This is a genomic window from Myxococcaceae bacterium JPH2 (assembly GCA_016458225.1).
Classification (GTDB): Bacteria; Myxococcota; Myxococcia; order Myxococcales; family Myxococcaceae; genus Citreicoccus.
On sequence record JAEMGR010000001.1, the window covers coordinates 462527 to 479760 of the forward strand.

Here is a 17234-nt window from a genome sequence, read left to right on the forward strand (position 1 = left end):
TTCAGACGCGGAAGCGCCGGACCTCGGCGCGGAGGATCTCCGCCTGGCGCTGGAGGTTGTCGATGGCTTCTTCCAACTGGCGCACCGAGCGCGTCTGGTGCTCGGAGACGCCCTTGATGGTCTCCACCGCCTTGAGCACCTGCTCGCTGCCCTTGGTCTGCTCCTTCTGGGCGCGGTTCAGGTGGGTGACCATCTCGTTGATGCTCTCGATGGAGCGGGTGATCTGCTTGCTGCCGTGCGCCTGCTCCTGACTGGAGCGCTGCACGTGCTGGGTGAGCGCCTTCATCCGCTCGGCGCTCTTCATGATCTGCTCGCCGCCCTTGGCCTGCTCGTTGGAGGCCTTGGAGATCTGCTGCACCGTCTCCGAGATGCGGTGGATGGCGGCCGTCACCTGCTTGCTGCCGCGCGCCTGCTCCACCGTGGCGCGGGCAATGGCCTTCACCATCTGCGTGGACTTCTGCGTGCTGTCGTTGATCTTCCGGAGCGCGCCCTCGGCCTCGCGCCCCAGCTGCACGCCGTCCTCCACGTTCTTCACGCCCTGGTTCATCACCACCACGGCGTTGCGGCTCTCCTCCTGGATGCTGCGCACCAGCTCGGCGATCTCCTTCGTGGAGGCGCCGGTGCGCTCGGCCAGGTCCTTGATCTCCTCGGCCACCACCGCGAAGCCCTTGCCGTGCTCACCGGCTTGCGCGGCGATGATGGCGGCGTTGAGCGCCAGGAGGTTGGTCTGCTCGGCCACGTCGTCGATGACGTTGAGGATGTTGCCAATCTCGGAGATGTGGCGCCCCAGGCTGTCGATGACGCCCGCCGCGCTGCGGCTGTTCTCCTTGATGCGGTCGATGCCCGACAGCGTCTTGCGCAGCGCCTCCACGCCCGTCTGCGCGTCCTCGAAGACCTGCTCGGACAGGCGCGCCGTCTCGTTGGCGTTGGCCTCCACCTGCCCAATCGCCGCGTCCATCTGGCTGATGGCCGAGGACGTGTCCTCCGTGGACGTGGACAGCGCGGTGATGTTGAGCGCCACTTCCTTGATGGAGAACGTCATCTCCTCGATGGCGCTGGTCGTCTCCTCCACGCTGGCCGCCATGGCCTGCACGTTCTCCGCGACCTCGTCGTTGGTGGCGGCCATCTCCATGATGGAGGAGCTGCTCTCCTCGGCGCTCTGGTAGAGCACCTCGACGTTCTCCGCGATGCCGCGGAGCGAGGCCATCATCTGCACCATGGAGGAGGACGTCTCCTCCACGCGCGACTGCACCGTGCCCGCGCCCGAGGACACCGTGGTGCCCGTGCGGTGGATCTGCTCGATGACGCCCGCCACCACGTCGGACACGCCGCGCACGCGGCCCAGCGTGTCGCGCCAGCTCTGGCCCATGCGGTTGAGCGCCTCGGCCAGCTCGCCCAGCTCGTCCGTGGAGTGGCGCACCTCCACGCGGCCGGTGAGGTCCGCCTCCGCGAGCTTGCGCGCCATGGACATCATCGCGTCCAGCGGCAGGATGATGAACGCGTGCGAGATGAGGAACGCCACCAGCAGGAACAGCACCAGCCCCACGCCGAACGCCGCGAGCACCGTGTGGCGCAGCGACTGGAGCACCGGGTTGAGGCGCGTGAAGTCCACCACCACCATCACCTGCCCCGTGGCACCACCCGCGAGCGCCACCTGCTCCACCACCGCCACGTCCCCGTTGGAGAACGTCAGCCCATCCAGCGGAGGAAGGGGCGAGCGCGCATGACGCGCGCGCAGCTCGTCGGTGAACCAGGGCGGCGGCGTGAGGGGCGAGGCGGCGAGCACGTCGCCCGACGCGGACAGCACCGCCACGACCTTGAAGTCATCATCCGGGCGGTACAGGCGCTCCAATCCGAGCGGAGCCTGCGTGCCTGACTGCCCCGCGAGCAGCCCTTGGAGTTCCTGGGCCTTGTCGTGTCCGTGCGCGAGCAGCCGCTGCACCAGATGGTCTTCCACCTGTGCGGGAACGACGAAGTAGAGCGCGCCCAGGATGAGCGCCAGGGCCAGCGCGAACGAGCCGAGGAGGATGCCCCGGAGACCGGGTTTCTTGAAGCGACGTGCCAAGGCCGTCGCACTGTAGGGAGGGAGACACCCGCGGAGCAAGAACCGGGGAAGCGGCGAACAAGCCCCTGGGCCTGACTTCCCCCCACCCGGATGCGTAAGGTCGTGTGGATGACGCGCACGCTGCTGCTCACCGACCCCCTCTTCCTCCAGCATGACCCGGGTGCGGGACACCCAGAGTCGCCCGCTCGGCTGCGGAGCATCCTCGGCGTGCTGGCGCGCACCCCCGTGGAGGGCACGCGGCTCATCGCGCCGCGCTCCGCGACCGAGGCGGAGCTGGCCTCCGTGCACTCCGCCCCGATGCGCGCGTCCCTGGAGGCGCTCAGCGGGCAGAGCGCGCGCATCGACGCGGACACGCAGGTGTCCCCCGACAGCGTGGACGCGGCGCGGCTGGCGGCGGGCGCCGCGGTGCAGGCCGTGGAGGCGGTGATGGCGGGCGAGGCACGGAACGCCTTCGCCCTCGTGCGCCCCCCGGGCCACCACGCCGAGCCCGAGCGCGCCATGGGGTTCTGCCTCTTCAACAACGCCGCCATCGCGGCCGAGGCCGGCCGGAGGCTGGGCGCCGAGCGCGTGCTGGTGCTCGACTGGGACGTCCACCACGGCAACGGCACGCAGGCCGCCTTCTGGAACCGGCGCGACGTGCTCTACCAGTCCGTCCACCAGTTCCCCTACTACCCAGGCACCGGCGCGGCGCCCGAGATCGGCACAGGCGAGGGCGAGGGCTACACCGTCAACTGCGGCCTGCCCGGTGGCAACAGCGACGCGGACTACGGGATGATTTTCGAGGAGCTGCTGCTGCCCGTGGCCCAGGCCTATCGCCCCCAGCTCATCCTCGTGTCCGCCGGCTTCGACCCCCACCGACACGACCCCATAGGTGGCATGGACCTCACCGAGCGAGGCTTCGCCGCCATGTGCTCCGCGGTGCGCGCGCTCGCCGAGGAGGTCAGCGGCGGCAAGCTGGTGCTGCTGCTGGAAGGGGGCTACTCGCTGCCCGGCCTGTCCCAGTCCGTGCATGCCTGCGTGGAGGTCCTCGCGGGCCGACGCGACTCGTTCCCCACCGAGCCCGTCCACCGGGATGCCCGCGACGCCGTGGCCGCCAGCCGCCTCGCGCTCCAGCGCTACTGGCCGGTGCTCACGCGAGGCTGAGCCTCATCCGCGCGAAGGCTCCGCCACGCGCCGCCCCGCCGCGGTGTGGCGCGCGACCTCGTCCAGGAGCTGGTCCAGGCTCAGCGGCTTCTTCAGGTAGCCGTCCACGCCGAACGAGGCGGCCTCGCGCGCGCTCACGCCCTGTCCGCTCACGACCACCACGGGGATGTCCGCCAGCTGCGCGTCCGAGAGCTGGCGCGCGCGGAACTCCCAGCCATTCATCCGTGGCATCAGCAGGTCCAACAGGATGACGGCCGGGCGCAGGCCGCGCGACATGAGCGCCAGCGCCTCGTCGCCGCTGCGCGCGAGCGCCACGCCGTAGCCCTCCAGCTCCAGCACGTCCTTGAAGGCGAGCAGGATGTCGGGGTCGTCGTCCACGGCCAGCACGCAGTTCCACGACCCCATGTGCGGTGCTCCCTGAAGAGGATGCCCCACGGTGCGACCGGGTCAGAACGCACGCCATCGCCCTGGTGGCGCGCGGCGATGACGGCCCTTGAACCGCACCCCGCCCCATGGGGCCACACCGCCACGCATTTGTGTGCCCGAGGCCCGGCCAACCATGGCAGAAGCGTTGCGCCCCGAAGCGCGGGCGCGGAGGACACATGGCGGAGACGAGCTATCGGACGGCCCTGGTGACAGGTGCCTCGAGCGGCCTGGGTCGAGGCCTGGCGCTGTGGCTGGCGAAGCAAGGGCTGCGCGTGTTCGCCACCGGACGGCGCCTGTCGCAGCTGGACGCGCTGGCGGCCGAGGCCCGAGCGGCCGGCGCTACCGTGGAGCCGGTGGAGATGGACGTCACCGACGAGGCCCGGACCCGGGCGCGCATCCAGCAGCTCGACGACGAGTGCGGCGGCCTGGACCTCATCGTGGCCAACGCGGGCGTCGGCGGCCCCACCCATGGAAAGCGCATGGAGTGGGAGCGCGTGGGCGCCATCATCGACACCAACGTCACCGGCGCCTGCGCCACGCTGTGCGCGGTGCTGCCTCGCATGGTGGAGCGCGGACGCGGGCACCTGGTGGGCATCTCCAGCCTCGCGGGCCAGCGCGGACTGTCGGGCCACGCCGCCTACTCCGCCTCCAAGGCGTTCCTCTCCACCTTCCTGGAGAGCCTGCGGGTGGACCTGTCCGGCACGGGCGTCCACGTCACGTGCGTCTATCCCGGCTTCGTGAAGAGCGAGATGACGGCGAAGAACCGCTTCCCCATGCCCTTCCTCATGGAGACCGAGGACGCCGTGGAGCGCATGGGCCGCGCCATCTTCCGCGCCCAGGCCGAGGTCCGCTTCCCCTGGCAGCTCTCCGCGCCCATGCGGCTGGTGAAGGTGCTGCCCAATCCCCTTTTCGACGCCGCCGCGCGCCGGCTCAAGTGAGGTCCTCCATGTCGTCCCGTCCATCCTTCGCCCAGCGCTTCGCGCTCCTCGCGGCGCAGCGCTCTCCCTTCTGCCTGGGCATTGATCCGTCGCGTGACCTGCTCGCGCGCTGGGGACTGCCGGACACCGTCCAGGGGCTGGGCGATTTCTGCGAGCGGCTGGCGGACGCGGTGGGCCCGCGCGTGGCGGTGGTGAAGCCGCAGAGCGCCTTCTTCGAGCGCCACGGCCCCGGCGGACTCCAGGTCCTCCAGCGGCTGCTCGTGCGCTTCAAGCAGGAGGGCGCGCTCACGCTGCTGGACGTCAAGCGCGGCGACATCGGCTCCACGATGGACGCGTACGCGGAGGCCCTCTTCGGCGCGGGCAGTCCCTATGACGTGGACGCGGCCACCTTCACCGCGTACCTGGGCCTGGGCGCGCTCGCCAAGACGGTGGAGCGCGCGCGAGCCCACGGCGCCTGCGCCTTCGTCGTCGTGCGCTCGTCCAACCCCGAGGGCGTGGGCCTCCAGTCCGCCCTGGACTCAGAGGGCCGCACCGTGGCCCAGGCGCTGGCGGACGGCATCCGCGCCTTCAACACGCAGGCGGGCCCGGACGCGCTGCCCGTGGGCGCGGTGATGGGCGCCACGCTGCCGGAGGGCGACCGCGCCGTCGTCGAGCGGCTGGGCGGCGCGCTGCTGCTCACGCCCGGCATCGGCTCGCAGGGCGCGGGCTTCGGAGACCTGCCCCGCCTCTTCGCCGGGCGCGAGCGGCAGGTCATCCCCACCGCCGCGCGCTCCGTGTTGGAGGCGGGCCCCGACGCGGCCTCGCTGCGCAAGGCGCTGGAGGAGCACGTCGAGCCCTCGCGCCGATTCCACGGCGCCGGGGCCTGAAGCGCGTCGCCAGAAGGACCTCCCGAGCAGCGCCCACTGATGGGCGCTCCCGCGAAGGGAGCCCGCGCTTGTGCGCTCCCGTGAAGGGCGGCCGCTACTGGGCGCCCATCATGAACTGGTCGACGCCGACCTGGTTCTTGTCGGGCACCTCTTCCTTCGGCTCGGTGCCCTTCTTGAAGAACATGATCTCGGAGTTCTTCGCGCCGAGCGGGGCCACCTTCCCCGTCTTCTTGTCGATGTTGAGGCGCACCAGGTCCATGGACTGCCACGGGTAGAACTCGGACTGCGGCCGGCCCTCCAGCGCGCGCTTCATGTACGCCAGCCAGATGGGCAGCGCCGCGCGTCCGCCCGTCTCGTAGCGGCCCAGCGGGTGCGGGTTCAGGTCGTAGCCCACCCACGCCACCGTCACGAGGTCGCGCGTGAAGCCAGAGAACCACGCGTCGAACGAGTCGTTGGTGGTGCCCGTCTTGCCGGCCGCGGGCTTGCCCAACCGCTGCGCGGGACCGCCGGTGCCCTGGAGCACCACGCCGCGCAGGAGGTGCGTGAGGATGAAGCCCGTCTCGGGGCTCATCACCTGATCGCCCGGCTCGAAGAGGCGCGCGTAGCCCGCGGCGACGCGGTCCTGGAGCGGCGCCCAGGGGTCATCGAACGCGGTGTGGTCCTCCAGCGTGCGGCCGAAGCGGTCCTCCACCTTGCGGATGAAGTACGTGGGCTTCTTGCGGCCGTAGCGGTTGAACGTCGAGTACACGTTGGCCAGGTCCCACGGGTACACGCACGAGGAGCCGAGCGCCGCGGAGAAGTCCATGTTCATCGGCGTCGTCATGCCGAGCTTCTTGGCCCACTCGGCCATGGGCTTCACGCCCACCGCCGCGAACGTCTTCACCGCGGGGATGTTCATGGAGTTCACCAGCGCGGTGCGCAGCAGCACGTCGCCCACGAACGCCTCGCTGTAGTTCTCCGGCTTCCACGACACCTTGTTGTCCGGGTCGTGCTCCACGATGGGCGAGTCCACGATGACGGTGGCCTCGGTCCAGTTCAGGTTCTCCAGCGCCGCCGAGTACACGAACGGCTTGAAGGAGCTGCCCGGCTGACGGCACGCCTGGAAGGCGCGGTTGAACTCGTTGTCGTCGAAGTCGTACCCGCCCACCATGGCGCTCAGGTACTGGCGATGCGGGTCGATGGAGACGAGCGCGCTCTGGGCCTCGGGGGTCTGCTCCAGCCGGAAGAGCTTCGCGCCCTCCTCGGGGATGTCCTCCGCGAGCTTCTTGTCCCACTGCTCCTTGTCGTCCGTGAGGTCCTTCTTCGTCACGTGCCGCACCACGATGACGTCGCCCACGCTCAGGGCCTTCTTCACCGAGGTGATCATCATCGCGGGGTAGTAACCCTCCGGATTCACCTTGCGCGCCCAGCGCATGCCCAAGAGCGGCAGCCGGCCCTGGTACGGGCCCACCTGCACGTCGGCGCCCTTCCCGTCGTCGTCCATCGCGGTGACGATGCCCACGTAGAGCCGGCCGTCGACCAGCTCCTCCTTGCCCATGGCCTTCTTGGCCTTCTCGATGAAGGCGCGGCGCTCGGCCTCACCGGCGAGCTGCTGCACCGGCCCGCGGTAGCCCTGGCGCTTGTCCACGGAGAGCAGGCCGTCCATCACCGCGTCCTGCGCGGCGCGCTGGCGCTCGCTGTCCATGGTGGTGAAGACCTTGAGGCCTTCCTTCAGGAGGACGGGGTTGCCGTAGCGGTCCACCACGTCCTTGCGCACCTGCTCGGTGAAGTACGGCGCGAACTCGTGGAAGACGTCCTCCACCGGATACACCTTCACCGGCTCGGCGTTGGCGGCGTCATGCTCCGCCTTGGAGATCATCCCCTCCGTCAGCATGCGGCCCAGCACGTACGAGCGGCGCCGGCGCGCGGCCTCCGGACGCAGGAAGGGCGAGTAGCGGCTGGGCGCCTGCGGCAGACCCGCGATGAGCGTCATCTCGCCCAGTGTCAGGTCGCGAACATCCTTGCGGTAGTAGTTCTCCGCCGCGCTCTGCACGCCGTAGCTGTGGTGCCCGAGGAAGACGTTGTTGAGATAGAGATAGAGGATCTCTTCCTTGGTCAGCGCCTGCTCCAGCCGGAACGCGAGGATGGCCTCGCGAATCTTGCGCTTGGGCGTCTTGGCGGTGGCTTCCTTGTAGCCCTCGGCGGAGATGAGCACCGCCTTGGCGGTCTGCTGCGTGAGGGTGGAGCCACCCTGGACGCCGCCGGCCCGCAGGTGCAGCTTGGACATCACCGTCTTGGAGACAGCGCGCGCGGTGCCCAGCACGTCCACGCCCTGGTGGTCGAAGAAGCTCGAGTCCTCGCTGGCGATGAAGGCCTGCACGAGCCGCTTGGGGATGCGCTCGTAGGGCACCACCTTGCGGCGCTCGTTGTAGAACTCGCCGGCCAGCACCGCGTCGTCGGTGTAGACCTCGGTGACGATGGGGGGCGAGTACTCGTCCACCTTCGGGATGGCGGGCAGCCCATCGGAGAAGATGTAGTAGGCGGTCACCACGGCGAGCACGGCGGCGGTGGCGCCCGACAGCGCCAGCACGCACACCAGCTTCAGCAAGCGCACCAGAAAGAAGCGCTGGGGGGGCACGCCGTCGAGGACCAGCTTCGAGCGGCTGCGGTCGTTCTTCGGGTCGGACATACGCGTTCTATCGAGTCCTGGGGCTCAAGGCTGGAGCGCGGCCCGCTTCAGCACGTCCAGCAGCTCCGGGGGCATGGGCGCCTCGACGGCGACCTTCCCCCCATGTTCGGGGTGCGGAAACTCAATGCGCTCAGCGTGCAGGAACAAACGTTTGAGCCCCCAGCGCGCCCGCACGTCGCGGTTGAAGGCGAAGTCACCGTACTTCTTGTCCCCGGCCACCGGGTGGCCAATGGCCGTCAAGTGCCTTCTTATCTGATGGGTGCGCCCTGTCTCGATGGTGCAGGAAAGAAGGGCCGCCTCGCTCGATTGGCGGACGAGCGTCCAGCGGGTGAGGGCCTCCTGCATGTTCACCCCCCGACGCGCCTTGGACTCGGCGGTCTGTTGGTGCTCGGACAGGGGCAGGTCGATGGTGCCCGAGTCGCGGGGCATCTTCCCCTTCACCAGCGTGAGGTAGCGCTTCTTGGGGTGGCCGTGGGTGAAGATCTCGGTGAAGTGCACCATCGCCGGGCGGCGCTTGGCCACCAGGATGACGCCCGAGGTTTCCCGGTCCAGCCGGTGCGCCGGGGACGCGGCGAAGTCGTTGCGGACCGCCTTGGGGCCCAGGTAGGCGCGCACATAGTCCACCAGCGTACCGCCGGTGATGCCGCTGCCGGTGTGGACCGCCATGCCGCTGGGCTTGTCCACGGCCATGAACCAGTCGTCCTCCGTGAGGATGACCAGCCGGTCCGGCTCCAGGGGCGGCGGCGGGGGGGGCGGACGGTCCGATTTCGGACGCTCCGCGTGGAGCAGCTGCTCCTCACTGCCTCGGATGGTGAGCACGTCGCCTTCGGCGAGCTGTTGCTCGGGCTGGGCCCGCTTCCCATTCACCCGCACCTTCTTGGTGCGGATCATCTTGAAGAGGTGGCTGACGGGAACGTTGGGCATCCGCTTGCGCAGGTGCTTGTCCAGGCGCATCCCGGCGGTGTCGGCTTCGATTCGGTACTCGATCATTTGTGCTGGCGCCCGGACCAGACCACACGAATAATTCCCGGTCCATGCCGAAAGCCCCCAGTATCGAGAAGCTGCTCCAGAATGGCTCGGCGGAATGGAACCGGCTGCGCAAGGCCGGCCAGGTTCCGACCGATCATACCGGCGCCACGTTCACGCAGCTCTTCTCCGCCAACACGGACTTGTCGGGCCTTGGCCTGATTGGTTCGGAATGGGAGCGGTGCGACCTGTCGAAGGTGAACTTCCGCGACTCGGACCTCTCCAACGCCTACTTCCATGGAGGTCGCTTGCAGGACTGCGACTTCCGCGGCGCCAACCTCGAGGGCTGTACCTTCGAGAAGTTGAAGCTGCTTCGCTGTGACTTCACGGGCGCCAAGGGCCTGGAAGACATCGAGATGGACGACGTGGACATGGACCGCGTCGTGGGCCTGGATGGCGAAGAAGCGCCGCCGCCGCCCCCACCGCCCGCTCAGGGCATCACCGCCTTCACCCGCGAGCAACGAGACAAGGTGCTCGGCACGCAGGGTGGCGCCCCGTCCATCCTGGGCAACGAGCCCCTGGGTGACGACCTGCCGCCCTTCCGTCCGCAGGACCCGCCCGGCTCGCTCTTCTTCCGGGCCCTCAAGCGGATGCCCATGCCGCCCCTGTGGGTGTTGGACGTGCCGGGACTCCGGCCGCTCCTGCCGCAGCGGCTTCCGCCGGGCAACGCGCTGGAGACGCTCTACCGCGAGGCCGTGAAGACGCGGCTGGAGAACAAGAAGCCGTCGGCGGACCCCGGCGCGGTGGACCGCGCGCAGAAGGCCCTGCGCATGGGCACCAAGGACGCCCACGTGGCGGCCATGTACCTGCGCGAAGTGGGCGTGCTGCCGCTGTTCCGCTTCGCCACCGCGAAGACGCTCAAGGACATGCTGCGCGCCTCGGTGGAGGTGGATGACCTGACGGGCGACATCGACCCGCGGACGACGGGCGCGCTCCTGGAGCTGCGGCTGCCGCACGAGGTGGTGGAGCACCTGCAGGAGGCGCGGCGCCGGCTGGCGGCCACGCAGCTGTACACCTCGCTGCTGGAGGCCGGCTTCAGCCCGGAGAACAACTGGGACGAGGCGCTCGAGTCCAGCGACGCGGCCATGGAGCTGGCGCAGCTGGCCACCGGGGAGGACCGCACCGCCCTCTTCGAGGGCTTCCAGGTCTTCGCCGCGCTGCCGGACGAGTCGCGACTGCGGCGGCTGGCGTACCTGGCCGAGTCCGTCACCAACCTGGAGCTGGTCAGCCGGCTGCCCGAGGGCATGGAGCCGGCGTGGCTCACCGGGCCCGAGACGCGCGAGTGCCACGAGCGCGAGATGACCTACGTGCAGTCGCTCAAGGCCTCGGAGATTCCGGAGAAGGTCGCGGCGCTCGCGAAGGCCGAGCTGGGCGTGCCCGAGGGCGAGGTGCCCGAGGAGAGCGAGGGCGACCTGTTCGTCCACCTGCGCTGCGACGTGTGCGGCAAGGAGAAGCTCATCGTCCAGTCGCCGGAAGAGTAAGGCGACGCCGGGCGCACTCCGCCCGGCGCTGAACGGAAGCACGAGAAGGCCCGGTGCGCGTGAGAGCGGCCGGGCCTTCTGCTTTTCTCACCGGTGCGTGGCGGCGCTCGCCACCGAGGGCGCGCCCGCGGCGGCCATGGCCTGGCCCATCTTCGCGGCGGCGCTCGGGAAGGGGCCGCGCGCCAGCTCCTGGCCCGTGGCGCTCACCACCTGGGCCTGCGCCTGGTGGAAGCCCTTCTCCATCCCCAGCCCCTGGTGCGGCGAGCCGTCCGAGTCCGCGACCATGAAGAAGGACGCGTCCAGGTCCGCGGGCGGGGACTCGCCGTGCTCGCGGAAGAGCTGGCGCATCTCGTCCAAGGACTCGGCGTAGCTCTTGCGGATCTCCTTGCGCGCGGTGCCCTTGAAGAGACCGGGGATGTCTCGCAGGTCCACGTGCACCACCACCACGGGGTGCTCCTGGCGCAGGCTGTAGGCGAACCGGAAGGCGTGGTCGCGCAGCACCTCGCGGGTGCCTCGGTTCGCGTACAGCACGAGCGCCGGTCGCCCCTTGCCGACGGGGACGTCTCGGCCCAGGACATCCTTGGCTTCATCCGCATGGGCCGGAATGGCCGCCATCAGTCCCAGTACACAGGCGAGTCCCACGAGAGAGGGCTTCATCGGCAAGAGGTGCCTCCTAGGCATCATCAGGTGGACCTCCGCAACAGCACGACCCCCAAGGTGCTGCCCGGCCTCCTTCCCCAGCTCCCGCGGCAGGCCGTAAGGCGAGCGTGGACCGAGGCCCCGCTTCGGGAACGGCCCAGGGCGAGCAGGACTTCGGGCGCCCTGCCCCGCTCTCGGCGAGCTGCGCGCGAGACGTCAGCTCGCGGGACTTCCGCCGGGCAGCGAGTACGTCACTGGCGCGGGCAGCATCACGCGCACTTCGTCGCCCGCGCGCACGAGGCCCGGACGCTCCACCCACGCCACCAGTCCTCGGCGCTGGAAGGCGGCCTTCACGAAGCGGCTCGCGAGTCCCTCGCGGTCCGGGTGATGCTCCGCGATGACTTCCCCCGGGCCGGTGCAGGGCATGTTCTCGCCCTCCACCACCAGCGTGGCCTCCTCGGGAAAGAAGAGCCGGGTGCCGGGCGGCAGGTGCGTCAAGCGGGGGACTCGGGACAGCTCCAGGTTCGCGCCCAGCCACGCGGCCAGCACTTGCGGCACACCGAGCTTGGAGGCCACCTCCGCCAGCTCGTCGTCCGCCACGAGCGACAGTTGCCGCGTGTTGCGGATGGGCGTGCCCCGAGGGAACCACGGTGTGCGGACATCCGCTGGGCGCGTCAGCCCCGCGTGACGGTCTCCCTCGATGCCCTCGAACGAGAGCCGCACCTCGGGCACCTCCCGCGTGACGAACGTCTTCTGCTCGGTGCACACGAGCACGCGGACGAGGCGACCAGTGAGGTGGGGAGCGCGCATGGAGGCCCCTGTTCTACTCCGCCGCGCGACGCCGCGTCAGAGCAACGCGAGCTGCTGCGGCTTGCCCAAGGCTCGCGCATCCAGGCCCGCATCGCGCAGGGCCTGCGCCAGCTCATCCGCGAAGCCGTGACAGGTGACGACCTCGCTTGCGCCCGTGGCCTTCGCGTACGCCACCAGCGAGGGGAAGTCCGCGTGGTCCGACACCGGGAACGCCACGTCCGCGCTGTAGCGTCGCGCCGCGCCAGGGTCCATGGCCCACCCCGTCAGCACCGCCGTGGCCCGAGGCCACAACGGAGCGAGCCCACCTCCGCGAACCTTGTGCGGCGGGAAGAAGAGGACCTCGCCCGGCTCCACCGCGCCCTCGTAGCGACGCACGTTCCCGACGGGCATGCCCAGCTCCGCGTACAGCTCGGCCATCTCGTAGATGGAGTCGTGCGCCACCAGGCGGAAGCCTCGGCCGGACAGGTACTTCATCGCCTCCTGGCTCTTGCCCAGCGGGTAGCCCAACAGCACGGGCACCGCGCCCCGCTCCAAGTGCGCGCGCACCCACGACTCCACCTGCCCCAGCACCTCCGCGCGCGGCGGGAAGCGGTAGCGCGGGTGGCCGAACGTCGACTCGATGACGAGCGTGTCGCACTCGGCCACCTCGGTCGCCTCGGCGGTGAGCGAGGGCACCACGTTCAGGTCGCCCGTGTAGACGATGCGGCGGCCGTCACTCCGGATGACGCGCAGCTGCGCGCTGCCGAGGATGTGCCCCGCCGGCAGCAGCTCCAGGACGAGCGGCCCCAGCTCGAAGGGCTGACGGTAGGGCACGGCCAGCGGCGCGCTGATGGGCCCCAGCCGGTGCGTCATGAAGCGCAGCGTGGCCGCCGTGGCGATGGTCCGCTCGTGGCGCGCGATGTGGTCCGCGTGCCCATGACTGACGAAGGACAGCGGCGACTTGCGCTTCGCGTCCAGGGACAGCGCGGTCCCCGTCAAGTGCAACCCGTTTCGCCTCAGCTCCACACTCATCGGAAGGGCTGGGGGTATAGCGCGTCCGAGCGACGTGCGCCGCTGACACTTGGGCGTTCGGCCGCCCGCGTCTCAGGCGGCCGTGCCCTGCTGTCGCGCGCGCCACCAGCCCCACGCCGCGGTGCCCACATCCGAGGCCAGCACCCCCGTGAGGATGAGACCGCCGCCCCACCACTCGCGCGGGCCCAGCACCTCGTAGCCCATCGCGACCGAGTAGCCCGCCGCGAAGACCGGCTCCATCGCGTAGATGAGCGACGCGCGCACCGCCGTGGTGCGCGCCTGTCCCCACGTCTGGACGCTGATGGCCAGCGCGCTGGCGAACACCCCGCACACCAGCACGCCTCCCACGAAGGACGGCGTCCACGTCACCGAGCGATTCACGAAGGGCAGGCACGCCAGGGACAGCAGCGACACACCCCACAGCTGCACCGCCACCAGCCCCATCACCCCTTCCTTGGGCGCATAGCGCTCCGTGAGGGTGATGTGGCCCGCGTAGGCCACCGCGCATCCGAGCGTCAGCAGGTCGCCCCGCGAGAAGCCCGACGTGCCCGAGCTCGTGTCCGGCCGGGTCATCGCGTACAGGCCGATGGCCGCCAGCACCGCGCCCAGCACCGAGCCCAGGCGCGGCACCCGACGGAACAACACCAGCGACAGGAGCGGGACGAACAGCACGCACATGCCGGTGATGAAGGCCGAGCGCGACGGCGTCGTCTCCGCCAGCCCCATCGTCTGGAGCGCGAACCCCAGGAACAGCAGCGTGGCCAAGAGCGCGCCATGGCGCAGGTTGCGCGGACGCAGCACCTCGCGGCCCGCCAGCGCGCTCAAGAGCAGCGCGCCGACCCCAAAGCGCAGCGCGAGGAACGAGAAGGGGTCGCTGTAGCCCAGCGCGTCCTTCACCACCACGAAGGTGACGCCCCACAGCGCGGTGATGAGCGCCAGGGCGCCGTCGGCCTGGAGCCTCGCCGACCCCGGGGTGCTCCGCATGATGTCCGACGAGGAATTCAACACCGACAGCCCGCCACGAAAGAAGGAACGCTAGGGGATGAAATAGAAGGTCACGCCGAGGATGGCGTAGACGCCCAGCAGCATCACGCCCTCCAGCCAGTTGGACTCGCCATCCAGCGCGATGAGCGTCCCGGCGCCCACGCCGATGGCCATGCCCAGCACCTCCATGTGGCTGAACTCCAGCGTCAGCGGCTGGCCCAGCGGGATGGAGAGCAGCACCAGCACCGGCGCCACGAAGAGGGCGATCTGCTTCGAGGACTCGAAGGCGATGTTGAACGCCAGGTCCATCTTGTTCTTCAGCGCCATGAGGATGGCGGTCGAGTGCTCGGCCGCGTTGCCCACGATGGCGATGATGATGACGCCCACGAACGTGTGCGTGAATCCGAACGTGGCGATGGCCGGCTCGATGGCGTGCACCAGGAACTCGGCCACCACGACGACGCCCAGGGTGGCGCCCAGCAGGACGACGGCGGCCTTCTTGGGGCTCCAGCTCGGCAGCTCCTCGGGCGTGCCGTGGTCCTCGCCCGCGTACAGGTGCGCGTGCGTGCGCAGCGCGAACAGCAGCGACAGCGCGTAGACGATGAGCAGGATGATGGAGATGGCCACGGACATCGGGAAGATGACCGCGTCGGCCGCGGGCCCGCGCACCGCATGGAACAGGTCCGGGATGGCCATGGCGGTGAGCGCCAGGAACATGATGGCCGAGCCGGACAGGGCCGCCGTCGTGTTGAACGTCTGCTTGGGGAACTTCAGCCCACCCGCGAGGATGGCCGCGCCCAGCACCAGCAGGATGTTGCCCAGGATGGCGCCGGTGATGGAGGCCTTCACCACGTCCGAGTGGCCCGAGCGCAGCGCCGCCAGCGCGATGATGAGCTCGGCGGCGTTACCGAACGACGCGTTCATCAGGCCGCCCAGGCCGCTGCCCAGCTTGTGGGCGATGACCTCGGTGGCCTCGCCCATCAGGCGCGCCAGCGGGACGAGCGCCACGGCGCACAGGATGAACGTCCACGTGCCCGGGAAGAAGAAGTGGGAGGCGACCGCCAGGGGGAAGAACACCACCAGCAGCCCCAGGAAGACGCGGTCGGCGTTGAGCCACGAGCCGTCCCCATTCTTGGGGGCGGGGGCACCCGACGACGGGGGCGTCACGGCAGACAGCGGTGGAGTCGCGGAAGCGGGCGTGCTCACGAGGGCCTCGGCTCGAGATGGCGGAAAACGGGACGCGTGCTTTTCACTCAGCCGGGCGGGGCAGCGCAACCCCTGGTGCGTCAGTCCTCGAACACCCGCTCGAGGACCACCAGGCGCTTGCTCCCTCCCGCCGCGTCCCATTCCTGGTTCGTGCGCTGGGTAAGCGAGGGCGGGGCCGGACGAAAGCTCAGCCCGCGAAAAGTCCTGAGCGAGGCCGTGTTGTCCTCGTCGATGTCCGCCCGGACGCGGTCCGCGCCCTGCCGCCGCGCCTCGGCCAGCAGGCAGCGCACCAGCCCGGAGGCCACGCCCATCCGCCGCGCTCGGGGCGCCACCACCAGCGAGCGGACCCACAGCCCCTCCAGGGCCAGTCCCTCCTGCCGGTAGTCGTCCACCCAGGCGAAGCCATGCAGGCGCCCCGAGTCGTCGAAGGCGCCAGCCGCCGCGCCCGCGCGCTCCTCGGGCCGCAGACCCCACCGCTCACGGAGCTGGCGGCGCAGGAAGCCGGCGGACACCACCAGCCCCTCGCCCGCGAAGACGAGCAGCGCGTCCAGGTCCTCCTCCCGCAACAGGCGCACTGACAGCGCCCCCACGAAGAGGCGCCGCAACGGAAGCGACCAGCCGGAGAAGAAGAAGTCGCGCACGTGCCGGTAGACTACCCGGGCTCGGGGCCGCGCCCAGATGGCCGAGAGGCCCCGGTGTGCCAGCCACAACGCGGGTCGGGACGGCCGGGGCAACGGCACCACCACCCTTCCCCGCCGCACCGCCACGACCCGCCCGAGCGGCTCGCCCCCAGGCGGGTCCAGGTTCCCCAGCAATGACGCCGTCGTCCAAGGTTCAGTGGAGCACACCACGTGCGCGGTGAGCTGCCGCCCTCGGCGCACCAGGGCCACGTCCCCGGGTGCCAGGGACTCCACGCCGCAGCGCTGCACGCGGACCGCATCCCCGCTGCGCAGGAGCGGGTACAGGCTCCGCCCCGCGCCGCGCACCCAGAGACGGTGCCCGTGAGGCAGCTGGGCCAGGAGGTCCAGGAGGGCGTCAGCGGCCGGAGGCTGTCGTGCCATGCGCCACCCACTCCGCGAGGAAGCCCGCCACCGCCACGTCCTTGCGGAAGGCGAGCCGGAAGCCCGGCACATCGGCCACCACCGCGCCCACCGAGGTCAGCACCCGAGGCCCCGGCTCCAGCTCCGCCACCGCGCGGAACCGCTGGCCCAACAGCGCCGCGAGCAGCTCGGACGAAGCCACGGGAGTGAGCCGCTCGGCGGGGGCCTTCTCCAAGAGCAGCAGGGCGTGGGCGCGGGCCTCGACGCGCGAGGCGGCCAGGTCCGGCTCGGACGAAAACGGACTGCCCAGCACACGCCCCCCGGGCAAGAGCGCCACGAGCTCATCCGACAGCAGCGCCGCGCCGGACTGGAGGCACAGCCGAGACAAGGTGGACTTGCCCGCGCCGCTCGGCCCCAGCGCCACCAGCGCCGCGTCCGCCAGGACGACGCCCGCGCCGTGGACGCAGAAGCCGCCCTGGCGCAGCACCGCGAGTTGGAACAGCGCGCGCAGGGCGAACTCGGCTGGGTACGTGGAGAGTGGCGCGGAGGTGCGCAGCGTGCTCCCTTCCAACGCGAAGCCGCCGAGTTCAGGCCGAGCGCGCTGGAAGAGGTGCCCGCCCGGGCTCAGCGCAGTGTCGCGCTCAAGCCACAGGTCGGGGTGAGACTCGGGCCCCACGAGGAAGGGGCCCGCCTGGCATCGCGGCCGCGCCGCTGCGAGGAGCGCGTCATCGACGTCGCAGACGCACTCGCCGATGCGCAGCCGCGCCATGCCAGGTCCTCAGTTGCAGGCGGGCCGCGGATCGTAAACGGGGTCGCAGTCGAGCGGGCGGCTCACCGTGAACAGGTCCGAGACGAGCAGCTTCTCGGACCGCACCTGGGGTGGGCGGTAGGGCTTCTTCTGGGACGGCGCCTTCGGTTCCGACCTCATGGG

The 17234-nt window shown here is 70.5% G+C and carries 16 protein-coding genes; 4 read left to right on the top strand and 12 right to left on the bottom strand.

Translation table 11 applies throughout. The features are described from left to right. Position 1: 1 nt before the first annotated feature. On the bottom strand, positions 2–2065 hold the full coding sequence (locus JGU66_01955) for a HAMP domain-containing protein (GenBank protein MBJ6759507.1): 2064 nt from the start codon (positions 2063–2065) through the stop codon (positions 2–4). A 108-nt stretch (positions 2066–2173) separates the two neighbouring features. Here JGU66_01955 and JGU66_01960 point away from each other — a divergent pair, with 108 nt between their 5' ends. After that, positions 2174–3208: a histone deacetylase gene (locus JGU66_01960; GenBank protein MBJ6759508.1), complete on the top strand. Its 1035-nt coding sequence runs from the start codon at positions 2174–2176 to the stop codon at positions 3206–3208. Positions 3209–3211: 3 nt separating this feature from the next. On the opposite strand, the gene JGU66_01965 is transcribed toward JGU66_01960, so the two are convergent. After that, a complete protein-coding gene (locus JGU66_01965; protein ID MBJ6759509.1) occupies positions 3212–3613 on the bottom strand; it encodes a response regulator in 402 nt (133 codons plus the stop codon). A gap of 197 nt (positions 3614–3810) precedes the next feature. On the opposite strand from JGU66_01965, the gene JGU66_01970 reads away from it, so the two are divergent. Beyond that, the gene (locus JGU66_01970) at positions 3811–4572 is read left to right on the top strand and encodes an SDR family NAD(P)-dependent oxidoreductase (GenBank protein ID MBJ6759510.1); all 762 of its coding nucleotides are present in this window, start codon (positions 3811–3813) and stop codon (positions 4570–4572) included. A gap of 8 nt (positions 4573–4580) precedes the next feature. After that, the gene (gene pyrF, locus JGU66_01975) at positions 4581–5438 is read left to right on the top strand and encodes an orotidine-5'-phosphate decarboxylase (GenBank protein MBJ6759511.1); all 858 of its coding nucleotides are present in this window, start codon (positions 4581–4583) and stop codon (positions 5436–5438) included. 94 nt (positions 5439–5532) lie between these two features. On the opposite strand, the gene JGU66_01980 is transcribed toward pyrF, so the two are convergent. Together JGU66_01980 and JGU66_01985 are read right to left on the bottom strand one after the other, a co-directional pair. Then, positions 5533–8106 carry a PBP1A family penicillin-binding protein gene (locus JGU66_01980; GenBank protein ID MBJ6759512.1) on the bottom strand — a complete coding sequence of 858 codons (2574 nt, stop codon included), beginning with the start codon at positions 8104–8106 and terminating at the stop codon, positions 5533–5535. Between the two features lie 24 nt (positions 8107–8130). Then, the gene (locus tag JGU66_01985; GenBank protein MBJ6759513.1) at positions 8131–9096 is read right to left on the bottom strand and encodes an RluA family pseudouridine synthase; all 966 of its coding nucleotides are present in this window, start codon (positions 9094–9096) and stop codon (positions 8131–8133) included. Positions 9097–9140: 44 nt separating this feature from the next. Between JGU66_01985 and JGU66_01990 the strand changes: the two genes are divergently transcribed. After that, positions 9141–10613, top strand: a complete 1473-nt coding sequence (locus tag JGU66_01990) for a pentapeptide repeat-containing protein (GenBank protein ID MBJ6759514.1) — start codon at positions 9141–9143, stop codon at positions 10611–10613. An 87-nt stretch (positions 10614–10700) separates the two neighbouring features. Here the strand turns inward: JGU66_01990 and JGU66_01995 are convergent, their stop codons facing one another. The 8 genes from JGU66_01995 to JGU66_02030 form a co-directional block, all read right to left on the bottom strand. Then, positions 10701–11270, bottom strand: coding sequence for a hypothetical protein (locus JGU66_01995; GenBank protein ID MBJ6759515.1), 570 nt, complete (start codon positions 11268–11270; stop codon positions 10701–10703). Positions 11271–11468: 198 nt separating this feature from the next. Beyond that, positions 11469–12062 (bottom strand): MOSC domain-containing protein, encoded by a 594-nt coding sequence (locus JGU66_02000; GenBank protein MBJ6759516.1) that lies wholly within the window; start codon positions 12060–12062, stop codon positions 11469–11471. Positions 12063–12098: 36 nt separating this feature from the next. Continuing rightward, positions 12099–13073 carry an MBL fold metallo-hydrolase gene (locus JGU66_02005; protein ID MBJ6759517.1) on the bottom strand — a complete coding sequence of 325 codons (975 nt, stop codon included), beginning with the start codon at positions 13071–13073 and terminating at the stop codon, positions 12099–12101. Between the two features lie 72 nt (positions 13074–13145). Further along, positions 13146–14057 (bottom strand): DMT family transporter, encoded by a 912-nt coding sequence (locus JGU66_02010; GenBank protein ID MBJ6759518.1) that lies wholly within the window; start codon positions 14055–14057, stop codon positions 13146–13148. Between the two features lie 51 nt (positions 14058–14108). Next, positions 14109–15263, bottom strand: coding sequence for a calcium/proton exchanger (gene cax / locus JGU66_02015; GenBank protein ID MBJ6759519.1), 1155 nt, complete (start codon positions 15261–15263; stop codon positions 14109–14111). 80 nt (positions 15264–15343) lie between these two features. Then, positions 15344–16324 carry a GNAT family N-acetyltransferase gene (locus JGU66_02020; GenBank protein ID MBJ6759520.1) on the bottom strand — a complete coding sequence of 327 codons (981 nt, stop codon included), beginning with the start codon at positions 16322–16324 and terminating at the stop codon, positions 15344–15346. Next, the gene (locus JGU66_02025) at positions 16299–17072 is read right to left on the bottom strand and encodes a potassium transporter TrkH (protein MBJ6759521.1); all 774 of its coding nucleotides are present in this window, start codon (positions 17070–17072) and stop codon (positions 16299–16301) included. Before JGU66_02025 ends, JGU66_02020 begins: the two co-directional genes overlap by 26 nt. A gap of 9 nt (positions 17073–17081) precedes the next feature. Next, the gene (locus tag JGU66_02030; GenBank protein ID MBJ6759522.1) at positions 17082–17231 is read right to left on the bottom strand and encodes a hypothetical protein; all 150 of its coding nucleotides are present in this window, start codon (positions 17229–17231) and stop codon (positions 17082–17084) included. Positions 17232–17234 lie beyond the last annotated feature (3 nt).